Genomic DNA, 21005 nt, shown 5'->3' on the forward strand with positions numbered 1-21005 from the left:
CCGCGAGGAACTCGCCGGGTGCCGCGGCGGTGGCGAAAACCTGAAGATCGCCGCCGACGCAGAACTGCTCGCCGTGTCCGAACAGGACCACCGCGCCCACTGTGGACATCGAGCCGACCTCGGTCACCGCGTTCCGGAGTCCCCGCGCCATCGGCAAATCGATGGCGTTGCCGTTGGCGGGCCGGGAAAGGCCGATCAGCGCAACGTCTTCGCGCACCTCGAGCGTAACTGGTGTGCTCATCCCGACACCGCTCAAAGACCGAGGTCCCGGCCGATGATCTCTTTCATGATCTCGGTCGTGCCACCGTAGATGGTCTGGACGCGGGCGTCGGCGAAGGCACGGCTGACCGGGTATTCGTGCATGTAGCCGTAACCGCCGTGCAGTTGCAGGCAGCGGTCGGCCACCCGGACCTGCAGTTCGGTGCACCACCATTTCGCCTTGGCGGCCTGGACGGGAGTCAGCTGCCCGTCTGCGTGCAGGGCCACGCAGTGGTCCACGAAGACCCGGGCGATATCGACTTCGGTGTGCAGTTCGGCCAGCAGGAACCTGTTGTGCTGGAAGGTCCCGATCGGCTGGCCGAAGACGCGGCGTTCGGTGACGTATTCCATCGTGCGGGCCAGCAAACCTTCCGCGGCGGAGACCCCGGTGACCGCCAGGGAGAGGCGTTCCTGCGGCAGGTTGCGCATAAGCTGGAAGAAGCCCTGCCCTTCCTCGCCGAGCCGATTGGCGACGGGTACGCGCACGTCGGTGAAGTGCAGCTCGCTGGTGTCCTGGCCGTGCAGGCCCAGCTTCTTCAAGTTCCGTCCTCGCTCGAAACCCCTCATGCCCCGCTCGACGACGAACAAGGTCAGGCCGCGATGCTTCTCCTCGGAGGTGCGGGCGGCCACCACGACGAGGTCGGCGTTCTGCCCGTTGGAGATGAAGGTCTTCGAGCCATTCAGGACGTAGTGATCGCCGTCGCGGACCGCGCGGGTCGCGATGCCGGACAGGTCGCTGCCGGTGCCCGGTTCGGTCATCGCGATCGCGCCGATCAGCTCGCCCGAGGTCATGCCGGGCAACCAGCGCGCCTTCTGCTCGTCGTTGGTCAACTCGAGGATGTACGGCCCGACCACGTCGTTCTGCAGGGCGAGCCCGAGGCCCGCCGAGGCGTAGCCGGACCGGCCGAACTCCTCGTCCACAATCGCGTTGAACCGCCAGTCGTCGATCCCGGGTCCGCCGTGGGCCTCCGGTGTCGCGAACAGCAGCAGACCGGCCTCCCCTGCTTTAAGGAACAGTGACCGGTCGACGATCCCGCGCTGCTCCCACTCCTCGTCGTACAGGGCGACCTCGGTCTTGATGAAGGACTGCACGGCCTCCCGGAACAGCTCGTGGTCCTTCTCGTACACGCTGCGGGTGGCGTCAGGCATGCTCGCCTCCGGGCAGGAACAGATCGATCTTGAGATCGGCTTCGTCGGCGTCGCCGTAGCGATAGACGCTGAAGTCGGTGATTCCCTCGCTGCGCAGCAGGTCGTCGTCGATGAAGCACTGGCCGGTGTGGTCGGTGGCCTTGCGGGAGAGGATCGCGTGTGCGGCATCGGCCATGATCTCGGGGCGGCGGGACACGGCCATCGCCGTGTCGCCGCCGACGATGTTCTGCACCGCCGCGGTGGCGATCGTTGTGCGCGGCCACAGGCAGTTCGCGGCCAGCGGCCGCGGATGGTTTTGCCCGGCCAGTCCAAGCGTCAGCATGGTCATGGCGTACTTGCTGATCGTGTAGGGCGCGTGCCGGTGCAGCCACACCGGGTCCGGGTTCAGCGGCGGCGACAGGGTGAGCACGTGCGGGTTGTCGGATTTGTAGAGGTGTGGCAGCGCGGCACTGATCAGGGTGAAGGTGCCGCGGGCGTTGATGTCGAGCATCAGGTCGTAGCGCTTGGGCGGCAGCTTGCCGATCGGGGCCAAGGCGATCGCCGAGGCGTTGTTCACCACGATGTCGATGCCGCCGAAGGTCGCCACAGCCCGATCGACTGCTTCGGTGACGTCCTCCTCGCGGCGGACGTCACCGACCACAGCGAGACCGTTGCCGCCGACGGCTTCGATGGCGGCGACGGCGGTGTGTACCGTGCCCGGAAGTCGTGGGTCGGGCTTATCGGTTTTGGCCAGCAGTACGACGTTCGCCCCGTCACGGGCGGCCCGGGTCGCGATGGCGAGACCGATACCGCGGCTGCCGCCGGACATCAGGATCGTGCGGCCTGCCAGCGACCGCGTCTGGTCATGGGTGCTCATCGGTAGTCCTCCCCGTTTTCGGCCTTGCGGACGAGTGATTCCGGTGGAGTGAACCGGTCGCCGTAGCGTTGCGCCAGTTCCCGTGCCCTGGCAACGAACCCGGGCAGGCCACCGTCGTACTGGTTGATGTACTGCAGGACTCCGCCGGTCCAGGTGGGAAAGCCGATGCCGAGGATCGACCCGATGTTGGCGTCCGCGACCGACCTGAGGACTTCCTCGTCCAGGCAGCGGATCGCGTCGAGCGCTTCGGCGAACAGCATGCGCTCCTGCATCTCGATCAGCGGCACCGCCGTGTTCGTGCCGCCGAAGGCGTCCTTCAGGCCGGGCCACAGACCCGCCTTGCGTCCATCGACGTAGTCGTAGAACCCGGCCCCGGCCGCACGTCCCCGGCGTCCGGACTTGTCGATCATTTGGTCGATCACCGCCGCGGCAGGGTGCGGCGGTCTGTCGATCCCGGCCGTGCGGTAGCCGGCGACGGTCTCCTCGCGGATCTTGCGGAGCAGGGTCAGCGTCAACTCGTCCACGAGGGCCAGAGCTCCGACCGGATATCCCGCCTGGATCGCCGCTTGCTCGATCGATGCCGCGGGCACTCCCTCGCCGAGCAGCGCGACTGCTTCGTTGACGAACTCCAGGATGACGCGGCTGGTGAAGAAGCCCCGGCTGTCGTTGACCACGATGGGGGTCTTGCCGATCTGCCGCGCGATGTCGATTGCCTTCGCCAAGGTGGCGTCGCTGGTCTTCTCGCCGACCACGATCTCCAGCAGCGTCATCTTGTCCACCGGGGAGAAAAAGTGCAGCCCGATAAAGTCCTCGGGCCTGGACACCCCTTCCGCGAGGCCGGTGATGGGCAAGGTCGAGGTGTTGGAGGCGAGCACGGCATCCGGGGTGAGGTGGACGGCCGTTTCGGCGATGACCTTCTTCTTCAGCTCGGGGTCTTCGAAGACCGCCTCGATGAGCAGATCGGCGTCTGCGGCGTCGGCCGGGTCGGCGGTCGGGTGAATCCGGGCCAGGACCTCCTCACGCTGCGCGGGCGTGGTGGTTCCTCGCTGGACCGCCTTGTCCAGGATCTTCGCACTGTAGCCCTTGCCACGCTCGGCCGCCTTCAGAGACACGTCCTTGAGGACGACTTCGAGGCCGGCCTTGGCGCTGACGTAGGCGATCCCGGCACCCATCATGCCGCCACCGAGAACGACCAGCTTCCGGGCCTGATGCGGCGGGTAGCCCTCTGGGCGGCTGGCGCCCCGGTTGATCGCCTGCATGTCGAAGAACATCGACTTGATGATGTTCGCCGAGATCTGGCCGCAGATCAGGTCCGCGCAATACCGCGATTCGATGGTCAGGGCGTTGTCGAAATCCACCTGGGCGCCTTCGACCGCGGCTGCAAGCAGGTTGTGCGCGGCGGGAGCCGGCGATCCGTGGGTCTGTTTACGCAGCACCGCAGGCAGGGACGGCAGGACGGCAGCCAGCGCCGGGCCGGCCGGAGTGCCGCCGGGAATCAGGTGTCCAGGTCGGTCCCAAGGCTGTACCGGCTCTGGATTGGCCACGATCCACTCCCGGGCGGTCGTCGCGAGCTGTCCGGGATCGGCGACCAGTTCGTCGACCAGCCCTTTGTCCAGAGCGGCCCGCGGACGGAACTTCGTCCCGGTCAGCAGGATCTCCTGCAGGGCGGCCTGCAGACCGAACATACGGACCGTGCGGGTGGTCCCGCCGCCACCGGGCAGCAGGCCCAGCGTCACCTCGGGAAGACCGACGGCCACATGGGGCTGATCGAGCGCGATCCGGTGGTGGCAAGCCAGGGCGATCTCGTAGCCGCCGCCCAGCGCGGCGCCGTTGATCGTCGCGACGACCGGCCTGCCGAGGGTCTCCAGGCGCCGTAGGGCGGCCTTGACTCCGTCGAGCATGGTGGTGACGTCCGCGCGTTGGTCCGCCGTGGCGCGCATCATCATTCCGAGGTCGCCACCGGCGAAGAACGTCTTCTTCGCCGAGGCGACGATCACGCCGGTGATGGAGTCACGCTCCGCGTGCAGGTGATCGACGAGGATCGGGAGCTCCCTGCGGAACCGGTCGTTCATGGTGTTGGCCGAGGCGTCCGGGTCGTCCATCGTCACGGTGACAATGCCGTCGGTGTCCCGTTCCCAGCGGAACATCGGGTGGTCGTAGTTCGTCATCGGTGGCTCCAAGAAATCGGTGTATACGGCGTCACAGACGTTCGATGAGAGTGGCGACACCCATGCCGGCGCCGATGCACAAGGTGACGAGCGCGCGGCGGGCCTGCCGGCGCTCGAGTTCGTCGAGCATGGTGCCGACGAGCATGGCCCCGGTCGCGCCCAACGGGTGGCCCATCGCGATGGCGCCGCCGTTGACGTTGATCTTCTCCAGCGGAATGCCGAGATCCTTGGCGTACTTCAGGGGGACCGCCGCGAATGCCTCGTTGATCTCGAACAGATCGATGTCGTCCACCGTGAGGCCGGTGTGGTCGAGCAGCTTGCGGGTGGCCGGGATGGGGCCGGTCAGCATGATCGTCGAGTCGGCTCCGGAGGTGGCGGTGGCGACGACTCGGCCGCGGGGCGTCAGGCCCTGCTGTTCACCGATGCGCTCATCGCCGATCAGCACGAGTGCCGCGCCGTCGACGATGCCCGACGAGTTGCCGGCGTGGTGCACGTGCTCGATCCGCTCAATCCAGTGGTAGCGCTGGAGCGCCACCGCGTCGAAACCGGCCTGCTCACCAAGCTTGGCGAACGAGGGTTTGAGCGTGGCCAGCGACTCGGCCGTCGTGTCCGGCCGCATGTGTTCGTCGTGGTCCAGTACGGCGACATCGTTGCGGTCGCACACCGGCACGATGGATTTCGCGAAATACCCGCCTGACCACGCGGCAGCGGCGAGCCGCTGTGAGCGCTCCGCGTAGGAGTCGACAGTCTCCCGGGTGAAGCCCTCGATCGTGGCGATCAGGTCAGCGCTCACTCCCTGCGGAATGAAGGACGTCGCGAAGTTCGTCTCCGGGTCGTTCATCCAGGCGCCGCCGTCGGAGCCAAGCGGTATCCGCGACATCGATTCCACCCCGCCCGCTATCACGAGCCGGTCCCATCCCGACCGAACCTTCTGCGCGGCCGTGTTCACCGCTTCCAAACCGGACCCGCAGAATCGGTTGAGCTGCAGCCCCGACACGGTGTCGGGCAGACCCGCGGCGAGAGCGGCCGTACGGGGCAGGACCGAACCCTGGTCGCCGACCGGCGAGACGATGCCCAATACGAGGTCGTCGATCGCGGCGGGGTCGAGATCGGGGTGTCGGGCGCGTAGTTCATCGATCAGATCGACCACAAGGGTGACGGGCTTGATGGTGTGCAAGGACCCGGAGCTCTTCCCCCGGCCGCGCGGAGTGCGGATGGCGTCGTAGATGAACGCTTCCGATACCGACGGTGAGTGGGACATCGCGGTGCTTCCTTCCCGGACTGATGGGATCGGCTATTGACTCAGACGGTAGCTTAGTTAATATTCACTAGGCAAGCACGGTGCTCGATCGCGCTGATACGCGACAGCACACGGCACGGCAATGAGGGGCTGAGTTGTGGCACGAACGACGACACGGAACGGTCGCGCCGGCGCTGCACGCCTCGGGGCCGAGCAGCGCAGACGGCAGCTGGCGCAAACGGCGGCACGGCGCTTCTATCGGTACGGCTACCAAGCGGTCGCGCTGGCCGACGTGGCGGCCGAGGTCGGCGTCACCGCACCGGCCGTCTACCGGCACTTCCGGAACAAGAACGCTCTGCTCGCCGGCGCCATCGACAGCGCGCTCGACGTGGTGGACGCCGCGTTCACCACGGACACGGACTCGCTGGACGACCTCCTGTTCGCGCTGGCGGGCGCCGCCCTCGACAGGCGCGACCTGTGGGTCCTGCTACAGCGTGAGATGCGGCACCTCGGCGGTGAGGAACGTGCGAGGATCGAGGCCCGGTTCGGCGAGTTCGTCTCCCGCTTCTCCGCACGCCTGCGGCATGCCCGCTCTGATGCCGATCGTGGCCGGCTGAGGCTGCTCATCACCGCGGTGCTGGCGACCATGGCAAGTGCTTCGGTCAGCGGTATGCGCCTCCCCCGCGCTGAGTACCAACGCGTCCTCGCCGCCGCCGCAGCCGCGGCGGCCCGCACCGAGCTGCCGGCGCCGGACCCGCGCACAGCGCCGTCGGCCGGGACCCGCCGGCCCCATGTCCCGCTGTCCCGCGCCGAGGAGCTGCTGGAAACCGCGATCACACTGTTCCATGAGCGTGGCTACGCGGGGGTCAGCCTGGACGATATCGGGGCGGCGATCGGGCTGTCCGGCCCGAGCATCTACCACCACTTCGCGACGAAGTCCGAGATTCTCGTGACGGCCTTCACCCAGGCGGCACACCGGCTCGCGACTCAGCGGAAAGACGGTCGCGAAGACACCTCCCTCGACGACCTGGTGCGCGGCTACATCCACGTCGGTGTCCAGCAGCGACATCTCTTCGGCGTCTACGTGACCGAAGCGATCAACCTGCCGCAGGAGGCCGGTCGCCGGATCAGCGCCGAGCTGGCCGTGAACGTCGAGGAATGGGCGGCCGCGCTGCGGCTGCGGCGGCCCGAGTTGAGCGTGACCGAGAGCCACGTGCTCGTGTACGCGGCCCGCGGCATCGTCAACGACGTCGTCCGTGTCGGCCACCTGCACGCCCGACCGCACGTCGAGGCCGAGCTCGAGACCCTCCTGCACGCCGTCCTCAATGCGGACGTCACCCATGACACAACAGCCACGAGCCAATGACAACGAAAGGACAGGCAATGCGCATCGGACTGCAGCTCGGATACGGCCGTGACTTCCGGCAGGCGGCGGCACGGGTGGCCGAGTTGGAGAAGGCCGGCTTGGACCTGGTGAGCATCGCCGAGGCGTATTCGTTCGACGCGGTCTCCCAACTCGGCTACCTCGCGGCCCGCACCGACCGGCTGGAGATCACGTCCGGGATCCTGCAGCTCTACTCGCGCACGCCCACGCTCACCGCCATGACCGCCGCCGGCTTGGACCACGTGTCCGACGGGCGGTTCACGCTGGGTATCGGCGCTTCGGGCCCGCAGGTCGTCGAGGGCTTCCATGGTGTTCGCTACGACGCCCCGCTCGGCCGGACCCGCGAGATCGTTGAGATCTGCCGCCAGGTCTGGCGCCGGGAAAAAGTTGATCATTCCGGCCGCTACTACCAGATACCGTTGCGCGGCGACGCGAGCACGGGTCTCGGCAAACCACTCAAGATCATCAACCATCCCGTACGGGAGCGGATCCCGATCAGCATCGCCGCGATCGGCCCCAGGAACGTCGCCTTGGCGGCCGAGATAGCCGAAGGCTGGGAACCGATCTTCTTCCATCCCGAGAAGGCCGGCGAGGTGTGGGGACCCAGCCTCGCATCGGGCCGCGCGAAGCGCTCTCCCGAACTGGGTGAGCTGGACATCACTGTCGGGATCCCAGTGGCCTTCTGTGAGAACAGGACAGCCGCGGAGGTGTTCCTCGACGCCGTCCGGCCGCAGCTCGCGCTGTATATCGGCGGGATGGGAGCACGGGGCAAGAACTTCTACCACGATCTCGCCTGCCGGTACGGGTACGAGGAAGCCGCCGACCTGATCCAGGGGCACTACCTGGACGGACGAAGGAACGACGCGGCGGCGGCCGTTCCCGACGACCTGGTCCGCGCGGTTTCACTGATCGGCTCGCGCGCCGACATCGAGGAACGCCTGGCAGCCCTGCGCGCGGCGGGCATCACCACCATAAAGGCCGACCTGCTTTCTCCAGACCATGCCGATCAGCTTGCGGCTGTGGAGCAACTGTCGGAGATCACCGGCTGAGACCGGACTTCACCCGCTGAATTCCCATCCTCCCAAGAGCCAGAAAGGATCATCACTCGATGGCCGAGTACAAATACCTGATCACCTCCGTCGAAGACGGCGTCGGCGTCATTCAGCTCAACCACCCGGAGAAACGCAACGCCCTCGGCTGGGACCTGCACCACGAGATCATCACCGCCCTGGAGGACTGGGCCGAGGACGACCGTGTGGCCGCCGTCCTGTTCGTGGGCAACGAGGACTACTTCTGCGCGGGCTGGGCACTCGACGTGCTCGATCAGATCACCGGCGAGGACCTCACCCGCTTCGTCGACCTGGCGTGCAAACTCATGGTGACGATCTACGACTATCGCAAGCCCACGGTCGCGGCCGTCGCCGGCATGGCACCCGGCTACGGCATGGACCTGGCGAACATGTGCGATATCACAGTCGCCTCCGAAAACGCTGCATTCGGGTCCACGCAGGTCAAATACGCCATGAACGGCTTCTACCACGGCATGCTGCGCAAGGCAGGCGCGCAACGGGCACGCCGGATGCTGTTCACCGGTGACCCGATCGACGCGCGGGAAGCCCACCGGGTCGGCCTCGTCGATGAGATCGTACCGGTCGGCACCGTACGGGAAAACGGCCTTCGCCTCGCCCGGCACATCGCCGAGGCTGGCACCGAACTGACGACCGTGCTCAAGGAGGTCGCGTTGCGGGCCGGAAACATGGACCACATCGGCGCCACGGCCTACGAACTGCGCGTTACCGCCGACCTGGTCCAGCGCGGGCTGTTCACCAGGAGGCTCGGCGAAGGCCTCGACGCGCTGCGATCCGGACGGAGCAAGGCGACCGAGCGCCTGCGGCCCCGATCGTGACCTGACCCATCGTCCTCATCGGTCTCGAACAACAGCCATCCTCGATCCCACCATCCATTGTTTAGTGAATATTAACTAGATAAACTTCGACGCAGGTTCTCCCGGCCACACGGTGGCCGCGCTGGAACCAGGCACATCCCGAAGGGAGCACATCGATGACGACGGCCTCGAACCTGGCTACGGAATATCGGCATGCGGGGTACCGGGCGATCGGTCTGTGGAGCGATGACCGGATCGGTGATCTGCTGCCCTCCCAGGCCAAGCGGTACCCGGACAAGGAGCTGTTCTGCTTCGAGGAGCGGCGCATCACATACCGGGAGTTCGACGGCTGGACCAAGACGGTGGCCGCCGACCTGGTCCGTCGAGGTGTCCGCCGACACGACCGCGTCCTCGTGCAGCTGCCCAACTGCCTCGAGGCGCTGGTCCTCCAGGTCGCGGCGTTCCGCATCGGCGCGGTCGACGTGCCCGTCGTGCCGATCTACCGCGAGCACGAGATGCGCCGTATCCTGGCCGACTGCCGACCGGCGGCGATCGCCGCGGCTGCCGAGCTCGGCAGCCGGCGGCCAGTCGAAGAGTTCGACAACCTGCTCGCCGAACTGGGGTTGGCCCCCGCGGTGCGCTACGTCGTGGGTGGGCACCGGGACGGTTGGGAGCAGGTTCCGGCCGAAGAGGCCGAGGACGGTGTCGAGCTGCCTGAGCCGCTGTCGGCGGAGGAGCCGGCGCTGCTGCTCTACACCTCGGGAACGACCTCCGCGCCCAAGGGTGCACTCCTGTCCAGCCAGGCGCTGCTCGCACACATGCGTAACTTCCAGGAGGCCCTCGGCGCCGGCGAGCAGACGGTGACCCTGGCCGCGACCCCGCTGTCTCACCTCGGCGGCTTCGTGGCCGGAGTGGTGTTTCCGGCCTTCCTCGGCGGAAGGTCGGTGATCACGCGCGGCTGGCAACCCGACGAGGCGCTCTCGCTCATCGAGCGGGAGCATGTGTCCCTGATGATGGGCGCCACCGTGTTCGTCTCCGATTTGGTGGACCGCTACGAGCGTGGTCTATCGCCCAGCCATCGCCTGCCGACCTACGCCTGCGCTGGTGCCGCCATCCCTGCCCCCCTCGTCGACCGTGCCGCTGAGGTGGGCGTCACCGTGGTGCGCGCTTATGGCATGACGGAAACGGCCGGAGTCTGCGCCATCGCCTCGTCCGGTGACCCGCTGGCCCGGCGCCGGGAATGGGACGGTCGGCTGCTGCGAGGTATGGAAATCCAGGCTGTGGACGAACAACGACGACTGCTCCCGCCGGGAACCGTGGGCGAGCTGCGGATCAGAGGGCCACAGCTGCTGTCCAGGTACACCGATCCCCAGCTGACCAAGGCGCAGATCGACGAGGACGGCTGGTTCTATCCGGGCGACGTGGGCCGGGTGGACGCCCAGGGCTGGGTGCAGATGACCGGCCGTAGCAAGGACATCATCAACCGCGGCGGCGAGAAGTTCTCGACCATGGACATCGAGCTCGCCATCGCGTCGCATCCCGATGTCGAGGCGGTGGCGGTCACCGCCATCCCGGACGAGCGGCTGGGGGAAGGGGTCGGGGCCTGGCTCGTCCTCAAACCCGGGGCCGAGTGGCGCGGAACGGAACCACTGATCGCGCACCTCGAGGCGGAGAAGCTGGCCAAGCAGAAGATTCCCACGCGCTGGCATGTGGTCGCCGAGATCCCGCGGAGCGCGGCCGGAAAGATCCAGAAGCACCGGCTGGCCAACCTCGACGACATCGTGTCGTAGAGACGAATTTCAACGAGAAGAGCGAATTTCAGCATGACTGAGTTTCAGAACATCAAATCCACCGTCAAGGGCGGCGTCGGGACGATCACCTTCGACCGGCTCGACCGCCGCAACGCCCTGAGCGTGGAGCTGATGACAGACCTGAGCGACCAGCTGGACGCGTGGGCTTACGACGACGAGGTCGCCGCGGTGGTGCTGACCGGCGGTGAAAACATCTTCTGCGCGGGCCTGGACCTGGACCTGCAGTCGGGATTCACCGAGGAAACCCGCGCGATCTACTCCGAAGCGTGCCTTCGGGCGTACGGCACACTGTTGGACTACCGGAAACCGACCATCGCCGCCGTCGGCGGTCCCGCGCTCGGCGGCGGATGCGATATCGCGGTCTTCTCCGACATCCGGATCGGCAGCGAAAACGCGATCTTCGGATACCCGCAGGTCAAGTTCGGGCTAACACCCTATTTCTCCCCTCTCTGGCGGATCGTCGGTCTGAGCCAGGCGAAGTTGCTGACGTTCTCCGGCGAACGGATAGACGCGAAGGAGGCCCTGAGGATCGGCCTCATCGACCGACTGGCACCCGAGGGCGAGGTAGTCGCTCACGCGAGCGCCCTCGCCGCCTCCATCGCGCAGACCACCGTCAAATCGGCGGTGAACAACAAGGAGATGGCACGGACGTCCCCAGCTCTCGACCCCAACAGCGCGCTCACCTACGAAACCCTTGCCTATCGAGAGGTGATCTGGCACCCCGACGTCGTGGCCCGCATCAACGACGCCTACCGCAAGATCAAGAAGAAGTAGCGATCCCGCCAGTGATATTCGTCGAGGAGCACGATGCATCTGCCGAAAACAGGTAAGGATGGCGCGACCATGCCTGGCATCGGCGGCGAGCTGTCGCAAGACGCGCCGCCTGACTGTGACCTGGGTGTGGTGGAAAGACGCTTCGGCATCGTCGGTTGCCAGGCCGATGGCAGGTTTCTGCGATCGGTGATGAGGACCGGTCCCTGGATGGACGACTCCCATGGGCGCCAGCAGGCGGGCGCGCTGGCCGTGCTCCTCGACCACGTCTTGGGCGAAACCATTTACACCGCGAGACCGATCGGCCACTGGTCGCTGACCACCGAGTTGACGTTCGACATTATCGTTCCACCACCGTGGAACACGGCAACATTGCACGCCACCTCCTGGGTCCCGAGGGCGGAGACGACAGGAGGATTCGCTCAATGTGAAGTGGTCGACGACTTCGGCACCCTCATCGCGGTGAGCGCCGCCTGGACCCAGTACGTGCCGGCCGGTGATTCCCGTGTCGCCGCGGAGCGTGCCGTGCCGCCCGACGACCCTCCGCCCGAAACCGTGAACTTCGCCGAACACCTGGGTGTGCGGATCAGCGCGGACGAGCAGCGTACACGCGTCGAACTCCCGGATCCTGAGCGCTGGAACAACGGGTACGGCGTACTTCACGGCGGCGTCTGGGCGAGCCTGGCCGAGGTCGCGGCTGCGGAGGCGTTCGAGCGAGGCGGGGACCTGCGGACGGCTCATGTTCATGTTTCGTACCTGCGGCCCCCCGCACCCGGCGCGGCCATATCCATGATCGTTCAGCCGATGCATATCGGCCGCTCGTTCGGCGTGATCCAGGTGACGGGATCCGACGACTCCGGACGTTCCTGCGTGAGCGCGACCGTGACAGGACGGCGCCGCACAGCGTAATGAGCGAACATTGACTGGAGGATCAGAAATCGTGATCACCACGGAGATCAGCATTGAGGGCGACGGCCCGATCCGTCGCCTCACCCTGAATCGGCCGGCGCGACACAATGCGCAGACGCCCATAATGTGGGCCGAGCTCGCGGCCGCGGGGCGGGAACTGGCTGCTGACCCGGACGTGCGCTGTGTCGTCATCCGCGGCTCGGGTGAGTCTTTTAGTTCAGGTATCGATCTCGATGAGATGCGAACCCCGGACGGTTTCATCAGGCGACTCGCCGCCCACCCTGACGCTGACCCCGACCCGATGCTGGCTGACATAGAGGTAGCGCAGCAGGCATTCCGATGGATACCCCGTGCGCCGTTTCTCGTCATCGCCGCCGTGACCGGGGTAGCCTTCGGCGCCGGATGCCAGCTCGCTCTGGCGTGTGATGTCCGGATCGTCGCGGCTGGCGCACGATTCGCCCTGCGCGAGGCGCGCTACGGGCTGATACCGGACATGGGAGCGACCGCCTCATTGCCGCGGCTGGTGGGCCGGGAACGTGCTTTGGACCTGATCCTCACCGGCAGGGAGCTCACGGGAGCGGAAGCGGTGGCGATGGGCCTTGCCCTGAGCGCTCACCCGGACGCCGAAGTGCCTGCCGCCGCAAGCGAGTATGCCGCGAAGATCGCTCGTATGCCGCGGTCGGGAATAGCCTATGTCAAGGCCGCGCTGGACGAGCCCGACCCAGACCGGAGCCTCCAACTAGCGGCGCTGGGCCAGGCCGCGTGCATCCGACAGGCGTCTCTTCCGCATTGACGACTGAGCAACTGGTCCGTGAGCGGCAGATCCATGTGGCCGACACCTGCGTAGGGCACTGATTTCGTTGCCATCATCGACCGGCCGGCAGGCGACGCAGACCGCCTGCACATCAAAGCCTCGGCCACAGCGACGTCTACTAGGGGAGAGCATGCCAGAAGGTCCGATCGCACTCGACTTTCACGATCTCGTGGTCGTCGTCACCGGGGCCGGCGCCGGGCTCGGCCGACAGTACGCGCTCGACTTCGCAGCCGCAGGCGCGCGGGTGGTGGTGAACGCACGCCGCGCCGAGGTGGCGAAAGAGCTGGTGGACCGCATCGAGACGGCCGGCGGCACAGCCACCACCGCGGTGACCGATGCGCGAAACGGTGCAGCGATCGTCGATACGGCCATCGACACCTACGGCCGGATCGACGCGCTCGTGGTGAACGCCGGCCACGTACGAGATCGCACCTTCGGCCGGATGTCCGAGGAGGAATGGACCGAGATCGTGGATGTGCACCTAGGCGGTGCCTACACGGCCACCGCCGCGGCATGGCCGCACATGGTTCGGCAAGGACACGGCCGAATCGTGCTGACAACCTCGAGTGCGGGCCTGCACGGCAATCTCGGCCAGGCGAACTACGCCGCAGCCAAGGCAGCCATCATCGGTCTGGCCAAAGCGCTGGCGATCGAGGGGCAGCGACACGGCGTGCTGGTCAACGCGATCGCCCCCATGGCACACACCGACATGACGGACCGCGTGTTCGACGACGAATTGCGCGCCGGCCTGCCAGCCGCATCAGTGTCACCGTTCGTGCTCGCACTAGCGCATCCGGTCAGCACCACGACCGGTTCTGTGATCGAAACCGGCGGCGGCTGGGCTGCAGAGATGCGCTGGCAGCGGTCGGCAGGCGTGCGGTTCGCGGCCGCCGAGCTGACGCCCGCCGCGGTACTCGAACGCTGGCCCGCGATCGCGGATTTCACGACAGGTGCTGACTATCCGGCCAGCACCTCCGACTCCCTCGCCACGGCATTGGGCCACCCAACCGACGACAGCGTATGAATGGATCTCACATCTTGCCGGGCTGTTTCGCCTGAGGGGTCACCGACGGGGTGGCCGGGTTCCATGGCCGCGCGGCGTGGCCACCGCAGCCAGGCTTGTCTGTGGGTGATGAGTCTTCAGTCCATTGTAAATGATCTTGAATCTCGGCCACCGCCTTTACAATGTAGATTTATTAGACATGATCGCGCTCACAGCGACGACGATCAGACATCCTCATGTCCTCCGGGAGATCAGGCAGCCGTTCCTTGCCGACGTGTTCCGCGAGGACACCCGGACTACGACCTGCTGAGGGTCCTCTCGACCGGTAAGCCGCCCTGAATCCAATGGCGTACCACTCCCCTTCCTCGCCGCGGCGCGGTGGGGCATCTCCCCGCTCGGACCGGTCCGGTCGGATCCACGGGCACGGCCGGGCTTCACCAAGGCCGACTTCCATAAGGAGGTAATCCGTCATGAGGTGGCGATGTTGCGGTGTCAGGCCGCCCGTCCGAGACCGGATTGGGACGATCGGGCGGTGTTGGCGGCGCTAGTCTCGGCCTCGGCTTCCGCTCCCGACGCGACAGGGGCGGGCAGGCGAGCAACGGTAAGAAGACCGGGTACTGCCCACAGGGGCGCGGGGCGTATGGAGGCAGATCGCGCTGCTCGACACGCTCCCGTTCGGAGTGGCCCTCATCGCGTTCCTCACCGCCCTCGTGAAACGCTCCAGGAAGGCGATCATCTGGACGAGCGTGTTGGGACTTCCCTTTCTCATCGTGATGATCATCGGGGGCATCGTCGGGATGTGAGCGTGGGAGTTCCGGGGTTGGCGACCCTGAGGCGGCCGACCGCTGGACCTGGCTGATCATCGTTGCCCACGCCCAGCTCCGGCTAGCCCGATCCCGTTGGTGCCGCCGGTGATCACCACCGTCTTCACGCCTTCTCCTTCCCGGCCAGCTCGCCGAGCAGCCGCCAGGTGCGCTCGCGGCCCTGCGGCCCGGCCAGGTCGGTCTGGGTGAACACCACCTCGGTCGCGCCCGCGTCGAAATAGCGGCGCACCGCCGCGGCGATCGCCTCCTCGTCGCCGATCTCGACGAGGTCGGCGGCGCGCGACGCCCCCGACAGTTCGATCACCTTCTGGTAGGAGGGAACCCGGTCGTAGAAGGCGGTCTGCCGGGCCGCCTGTTCCCGCGCGGCCTCCACGTCGTCGGTGACGACCCCGGCGACGAGCGCGACGACGCGCGGAGCGGGCCGTCCCGCCGCTTCGGCCGCCGACAGCAGCCGCGGCACCACGTGCTCCGCGAGCGCCTTCGGCCCGGCCAGGAACGGCAGCGTCCCGTCGGCCAGTTCGCCCGTGACGCGCAGCGCCTGCGGTCCCATGGCCGCCACCAGGACCGGTACGGCCGGGGCCGCGCCCGCGAGCCCGGCGGGCATCGGGCTCACCGCCGTGAGCGTCTCGCCGTGGAAGTCGACCGACCCCTCGGCCAGCAAGGTCCGCAGCGCGGTGAGGAAGTCCCGCAGCCGGGCGATCGGCCGGTCGTGCGGGATGCCGAACACCGGCTCGACGAACGCCTTGGCGCCGAGCCCCAGTCCGAGCGTGTACCGGCCGCGCGTGGCCGCCTGCGTCGTCTGCGCCTGGGCGCCGACCAGCAGCGGGTGGCGTCCGAAGATGGGCACCGCGGAGGTTCCCACGTCCAGTCCCGGGACCTCCCGGCCGACGATCCCGGCCAGCGCGACGGAGTCGTAGTCGAACCGCTGCCCGAGCCAGACCGAGTCGATTCCCGCCGACTCCGCCACCCGCGCCTGATCCACGACGGCGTCCACGGCATTCTCCGCGTCCGCCGGCACCGATAGAGCAACACCTATGGTCATAACCCGATCAACCAAGTCGGATAACCATGAATTCCCGCGCGGACGGCCGCCGGCTTCGTAGCGAGGTCACGTGCCCCATATGGCCGGCTCCCCCGGTTCCGGCCGACATCGGGATAGACCGGACATTCTGAGAGCGTCAGGGAAAGCTCTCGGGATGGGCAGCCTTCCACTCCATTACCATTTGCACGGCTACCGCTCGGCCGCCAGTGCCCGTCGTGCTCCGTCTACGCACGAGCGGCCACCACTCGATCAACGGGCAACTTCAGAGCGACCCCGCTTACTTGACCTTAAGAGGCCCAGCTCATGAAGGCACATCCTCCGGCGTGGCAGGGGTGCCGTCGGTGTTGAGGCCGTAGCGGGCCAGGTGCCGAGCCTGTTCGTGGCGGCCCAGCCGAACCAGCAGCTCGGGCAGTCGCTCGGCGGCACGGTGGTCGCCGATCACAACCGTGGACAGGAGAACCCGCTGGGCCTCGGCGAGGTCTCCACGCTGGACCAGAAGCTCCACCAGGTTTCTGGCGGCGTGGAAATCGGCAGGACACCCGTGAAGTCGGGCACGTAGTTCGTCGATTTCTCCTCGGTCGGCGAGAATGTCGGCGAGGGCCAAGCGTGCAAGCATGTCACCGGCATCGGCGCGCGCACGTAGCCCGTCGAGATCACCCCGGTCGGCCAGCAGCTCGGCCAACCGCTGGGCCGAGCTGTAGTCGTGGTTGTCGGCGCGCGCCCGCAGTTCGTCGATCTCGCCACGGTCGGTGAGAACGTCGGCCAGCCGCCTGGAGGCCCCGAAGTCATGGCCGGCGCGTGCGCGTAGTCTGTCGGCGTCCCCACGGTCCGCGACGCTTTCGAGCCACCGCCTGCCGGCGTCCTCATCGCCGGAGTCCGCGCGGCGCCGCAGCGCGTCGAGGTCGCCACGGTGTACGAGCAGATCCAGTAACCTCCGGGACGCGTTGTCGTCACCGCTGTCGGCACGAACGATGAGTTCGTCCACGCGGCCCCGGTACACGAGAACGTCGGCGAGTTCCTGTGCCGCGTACCAGTGATCGCCGTCGGCGAGGGAACGCAGCTCATCGACGTCTCCGCGATGGAGCAGGACATCGACGAGCCGGAAGGCGGCCTGCGAGTCGCCGTCGCCGGCTCGGCTTCGCAACCGGCCGAGGTCTCCCCGCCGCACCAGGACGCTCGCCAGCCGGCTTGCGGCCGTTCCATCTCCAGCCGCGGCTCGTTCGCCCAGCTCGTCGAGATCCACGGTCAACTCGTCGTGGATCGAGGTGATTCGCCGGTGCCGATCCATGCCTGCTTCACGCAGGACACGCCACGCACCCCCGACGTCTCCTCTGTCGGCGAGTACGTGCGCGAGCTTGCGAGCGGCGTCCGAATCGCCGTGCCGCGCCCGGGTCGCCAACTCGTCCAGAGCACCGCGATCGGCCAGGACGGTGTTCAACACCTGTTTCGCTTCCCCGTCGGTGTCAACGGACACGAAGGCGCGAAGCGCCGCGAGGTCTCCCCGGCAGACGAGAACCTTGATCAGGGTGTGCCCGGCCCACGCGTCACGAGCCGCGAACCGGCGGAGCCTGGCGATGTCTCCACGGTCGGCGAGCACGCCGGCCAGCCGATCGGAGGCCGTCCACCCGTACCTGATGAGGACCTCGAGCTCGTCGAGGTCGCCGAGGTGAACGAACACTCTGGCGATCCGGTCGAGCAGCATCTCATCGCCGCGCGCCGCCAGCGACATCAGTTCGCGGCGATCACCCCTGTGTGCGAGCACCTCCACCAGCTGGGTGTCGACGATGCCTCGCCGAGCCTCGGCGAGGCGCCGCAGTCCGGGCTTGTCGCCGCGGTGGCGGAGGAGGGTGAAGAGCCGTTTGGTGGCAGGCGCATCGGCCCGGGCGGCCAGCTCCGCCAGCTCGTCACGGTGTGCCAGGTAGGTCGCCAGTCGCTCGCGGGCCGCCGTCTGCTCGCGTTTCTCTTTGCGAGACCCCAGCAGGAGATCGTCTTCGGCGGGAAGATCGACGCTGGACTCGAACCGGGCGCGCGCGCGTAACTCCTCGCCGTCGCCCCGCCGAGCCAGCACCTCGGCCAGCTGCTCGGCGGCGGCCAGGTCGCCGCGATCGGCCAGGGCACTTAGTTCGTCGTTGGCGCCGCGATCGGCGAGCACCCGGGCCAGTCGTTGGCCTGTTCCCCGGCTCGGTAAGGCGGTCGGCCGGAACAACATGCGGAGCTGGTCCAGCTCCCCCCGCCAGACGAGTGCCTCGGCAAGGCTTTCGGCCGCCGCTTCGGCGGGTTGGCGGCGGAGTAGCGTTCCGTCGCCGATGTCCTCGGCGCGGGCTCTCAGGTCCGCGAGACCGGCGGCGTCGCCGACGTGGACGGTCCACTGGTCGGCCGCGATCCGGCTCCCGGCATCCGCGGCACGGCGGTACAGCGGTACCGCGTACTTGTGAAGCAGCCGTGCGCCGGCGCTCTCGGCAACCAGCACCACGTCGTCGATGTCGGTGAGGTGGGCGATGATCGCCTCCCACACGCGGGCCGGCACCGGTTCGGCGGCTCGGGCCTCGCCGAGATGCTGCAGCAGGTAGTCGGCGATGACGTACCCGACAGTCTGGCCCATCTCCGCACCGCCGACGCAGGTGAGCGCCGCGGCGGCCCCGTGCAGCTTGCGGGTCGTGTAGGCCATCCCCTGCTCGAACCAGTCGGCGGGCGCCTCGGCTCGCTGCCGGTCGGTGCAGTAGGCCGGTGCCGCCTCACGTAACAGCTCCTCCGGCAGCGCATGCTCGGCACCCAGCAGTCTGACGTCGAGAGCGGCGAGCAGCACCGCCCAGGCGTACGGGTGCACGGTCTTGGCGATTTCCCAACGCCGCACAAGCTGTGGCGCGGCTGCGAGAGTCTGCGTCAGTCCGTACCCGGTAGTGGCGAGGGCCGTCGCGAGCAGCCGGTCGGTCGCGGCGGCGGCTTCGGCGCGTCTCCGCTCAGCCGCGGAGAACGTCTCCGGGACGATCACCACGTCGGCCAGCTCGATGAGCTCCCGCTCGTTGGCATGAGGGTCGGCGCCACCGTAGGCAGGCGTGTCGGTGAACCTGAGATAGCGATCCGGCCACACCGTCCCGACGATCACCACGGAGGACTCCGCGTTCAGAAGCTCACGCACGGTGCCGCTGGTGAGCCCACGTTCGCCGCCGAAGTAACGCTGGATCTCATCCAGCCACAGCACAGTCCGCTGCGAAGGGTCGCCGGCCAGCGCGGAGATGTCGCCCGCGACCGCCGGGTGGAACAGCCGCCAGTCGGGCAACACAGCCCGCACGGCTTCGTAGGCGCAACGGGTCTTTCCGACCGAGGAGCCGCCGACGAGCAGCACGAAGCCGCCTCGGCGAGCCGCTTTGGCCAGCAATGCCCGAACCCCGTGCTCGCCGCCGTCCACATCGCGCTCGACGTAGGACGGCAGGTCCTCGTCCACACCGTCGACGCGGATGGACGCGTGCACGCCCAGCCTGCGCGGATCCGCCTCGGACACCCGAACCACCGCCGGCCCTGGTACGGGCTTCGCGCTGGGCGACCTTCCGGCGTCGGCCGTACTCATGTGCGACGTACTCCGGCCCGCCATGCCGAGCGGTCCGAGGTCGAGGCGCGTGCCGAGATCGCGGAGCAGCAGTGCGCGATCGACGGTCGCGGCCGCCTGCGCGTACCCGGATGACAGCTCCAGGAGATGCCGCCACAGGTCGACGGCTTGCGGCAGCCCGCCGACCAGCTTCGCGAGTTCGCCGATGACGCGGGAACGGTCGGCCGGATCCTCGCCCTCCAGGACGAGGTGGATGATGCGCAGTGCTCGCAGCAGACGCCAGGTCAGTTCGTCGACGCCGATGACGGCGTCAAGCTCCGCTTGGGCGGCGGCCACCGCGACAGCGGCCCTGAGCGTCCGTAATCGCTCTCGGATCTTCCCCCTTGTGGCTCGCGGCGCGTCCACTGCCGCACGGAACTCCCCGTCGTCGCGCTGTCGCCTGGCGATCCACGCGAGGGTCTGTACCTCCGCGGACGCGGTGTGCGGCGCCGCGACAGCGAGGCCCATCCGCCAGCGGTCGGAGTCGAACTCGGCTCGGTGATCGACCAGCATGCGCAGGTAATCGGTCAACAAGGCGACGAACGGCGCACTGCCGGCACCGATCGTGGGATTGCGACGGACACCGACGAACATCCGGCGCTCCCCGGTAGGGCAGTGCCCGACGGCCACCACGTCGTCCACCGGGTGCCACGCGCCCTGTTGAAACCGCACCTCGCCCGGTGTGACGTCGTCACCCAGCCCTCGCACCGGGCTCTGCTGCAACAAGCAGGCGAGAAGGACCGCGCCGTACGCGTGCTCCAACACCACCCCGCCACCCCCGGTGGCGTACGGACTCGCATGCCCCCGCGTCCCCGAGCCGGGATCAGGATCATCGTGATCGTTCCTGCGAGCCACGCGCACAATCATGCCCTACTACACCGACGCGCCGTCCGACTCCGCTTCGTCCAGAAACCGCCAGAGGGAGGGGTTTCTGCCCTGGTGGCTGAACGCAGGTCCACCAGCCCTTGGAGACCGTAAATCTCCATCCCAGGACGTGTTCGCGCCCGTCTCCGGGGGCAGGGTGGCTGTCAATGGCCAAGTGCGTGTCGCCGCTGACATGCGCGCAGCCGGGCTGGAGCCGCTGGAACCGTACAGCACCTCCATATGGTGGTGCGGGTGCGGACGATGGCGGCCGACCGGCACTTTCTCGCGCTCGAATCCGGGTGAGCCGCGTGCTTTCCCGTACAAGTGTGAGAGCCCGCCCCAGGTCCTTCCCTTCTAGTGGTCGTCGCAACACCCCAGCTCGGGGAGTGCGATGGACTTCGAGATCCGCAAGGTCAGGACCCCGCAGGGGCCCAAGAAGTT

16 protein-coding genes are annotated in these 21005 nt (G+C 67.7%); 9 read left to right on the forward strand and 7 right to left on the reverse strand.

Going from position 1 to position 21005, the window contains the following annotated elements:
* The 5 genes from ABZU75_RS37135 to ABZU75_RS37155 all read right to left on the reverse strand — a co-directional run.
* Positions 1-256, reverse strand: a 256-nt coding sequence (locus ABZU75_RS37135; protein ID WP_355565003.1) for an enoyl-CoA hydratase/isomerase family protein, incomplete at its 3' end; no start/stop codon positions are given.
* Positions 253-1407, reverse strand: a complete 1155-nt coding sequence (locus tag ABZU75_RS37140; protein ID WP_355565006.1) for an acyl-CoA dehydrogenase family protein — start codon at positions 1405-1407, stop codon at positions 253-255. The genes ABZU75_RS37135 and ABZU75_RS37140, both read right to left, overlap by 4 nt.
* Positions 1400-2263 (reverse strand): NAD(P)-dependent oxidoreductase, encoded by an 864-nt coding sequence (locus ABZU75_RS37145; RefSeq protein WP_355565009.1) that lies wholly within the window; start codon positions 2261-2263, stop codon positions 1400-1402. The genes ABZU75_RS37140 and ABZU75_RS37145 overlap by 8 nt, the downstream gene beginning before the upstream one ends.
* Positions 2260-4431 carry a 3-hydroxyacyl-CoA dehydrogenase NAD-binding domain-containing protein gene (locus tag ABZU75_RS37150; protein ID WP_355565012.1) on the reverse strand — a complete coding sequence of 724 codons (2172 nt, stop codon included), beginning with the start codon at positions 4429-4431 and terminating at the stop codon, positions 2260-2262. Before ABZU75_RS37150 ends, ABZU75_RS37145 begins: the two co-directional genes overlap by 4 nt.
* A gap of 31 nt (positions 4432-4462) precedes the next feature.
* A complete protein-coding gene (locus ABZU75_RS37155) occupies positions 4463-5692 on the reverse strand; it encodes an acetyl-CoA C-acetyltransferase (RefSeq protein WP_355565015.1) in 1230 nt (409 codons plus the stop codon).
* A 136-nt stretch (positions 5693-5828) separates the two neighbouring features.
* Here ABZU75_RS37155 and ABZU75_RS37160 point away from each other — a divergent pair, with 136 nt between their 5' ends.
* From ABZU75_RS37160 to ABZU75_RS37200, 9 genes are all read left to right on the forward strand, one after another.
* Positions 5829-7037 carry a TetR family transcriptional regulator gene (locus ABZU75_RS37160; RefSeq protein ID WP_355565018.1) on the forward strand — a complete coding sequence of 403 codons (1209 nt, stop codon included), beginning with the start codon at positions 5829-5831 and terminating at the stop codon, positions 7035-7037.
* A 17-nt stretch (positions 7038-7054) separates the two neighbouring features.
* Positions 7055-8104: an LLM class F420-dependent oxidoreductase gene (locus tag ABZU75_RS37165; RefSeq protein WP_355565021.1), complete on the forward strand. Its 1050-nt coding sequence runs from the start codon at positions 7055-7057 to the stop codon at positions 8102-8104.
* Between the two features lie 59 nt (positions 8105-8163).
* A complete protein-coding gene (locus ABZU75_RS37170; protein WP_355565023.1) occupies positions 8164-8961 on the forward strand; it encodes an enoyl-CoA hydratase/isomerase family protein in 798 nt (265 codons plus the stop codon).
* Between the two features lie 155 nt (positions 8962-9116).
* The gene (locus ABZU75_RS37175; RefSeq protein WP_355565026.1) at positions 9117-10730 is read left to right on the forward strand and encodes an AMP-binding protein; all 1614 of its coding nucleotides are present in this window, start codon (positions 9117-9119) and stop codon (positions 10728-10730) included.
* Positions 10731-10763: 33 nt separating this feature from the next.
* Positions 10764-11525 (forward strand): enoyl-CoA hydratase/isomerase family protein, encoded by a 762-nt coding sequence (locus ABZU75_RS37180; RefSeq protein ID WP_355565029.1) that lies wholly within the window; start codon positions 10764-10766, stop codon positions 11523-11525.
* A 33-nt stretch (positions 11526-11558) separates the two neighbouring features.
* On the forward strand, positions 11559-12431 hold the full coding sequence (locus ABZU75_RS37185; protein ID WP_355565032.1) for a PaaI family thioesterase: 873 nt from the start codon (positions 11559-11561) through the stop codon (positions 12429-12431).
* A 31-nt stretch (positions 12432-12462) separates the two neighbouring features.
* Positions 12463-13224 carry an enoyl-CoA hydratase/isomerase family protein gene (locus ABZU75_RS37190; protein WP_355565035.1) on the forward strand — a complete coding sequence of 254 codons (762 nt, stop codon included), beginning with the start codon at positions 12463-12465 and terminating at the stop codon, positions 13222-13224.
* Positions 13225-13375: 151 nt separating this feature from the next.
* Positions 13376-14269, forward strand: a complete 894-nt coding sequence (locus ABZU75_RS37195; RefSeq protein ID WP_355565038.1) for an SDR family NAD(P)-dependent oxidoreductase — start codon at positions 13376-13378, stop codon at positions 14267-14269.
* 659 nt (positions 14270-14928) lie between these two features.
* Entirely contained in the window at positions 14929-15051 is a 123-nt protein-coding gene (locus ABZU75_RS37200; protein WP_355565041.1) for a hypothetical protein, read from the forward strand.
* 124 nt (positions 15052-15175) lie between these two features.
* Here the strand turns inward: ABZU75_RS37200 and ABZU75_RS37205 are convergent, their stop codons facing one another.
* A complete protein-coding gene (locus ABZU75_RS37205; RefSeq protein WP_355565044.1) occupies positions 15176-16066 on the reverse strand; it encodes a TIGR03564 family F420-dependent LLM class oxidoreductase in 891 nt (296 codons plus the stop codon).
* Positions 16067-16415: 349 nt separating this feature from the next.
* Positions 16416-20468, reverse strand: a complete 4053-nt coding sequence (locus tag ABZU75_RS37210) for a hypothetical protein (protein ID WP_355565047.1) — start codon at positions 20466-20468, stop codon at positions 16416-16418.
* Positions 20469-21005: the final 537 nt, after the last annotated feature.

Origin of the sequence: Streptosporangium sp. NPDC005286, assembly GCF_040607515.1 — a bacterium.
GTDB lineage: Bacteria > Actinomycetota > Actinomycetes > Streptosporangiales > Streptosporangiaceae > Streptosporangium.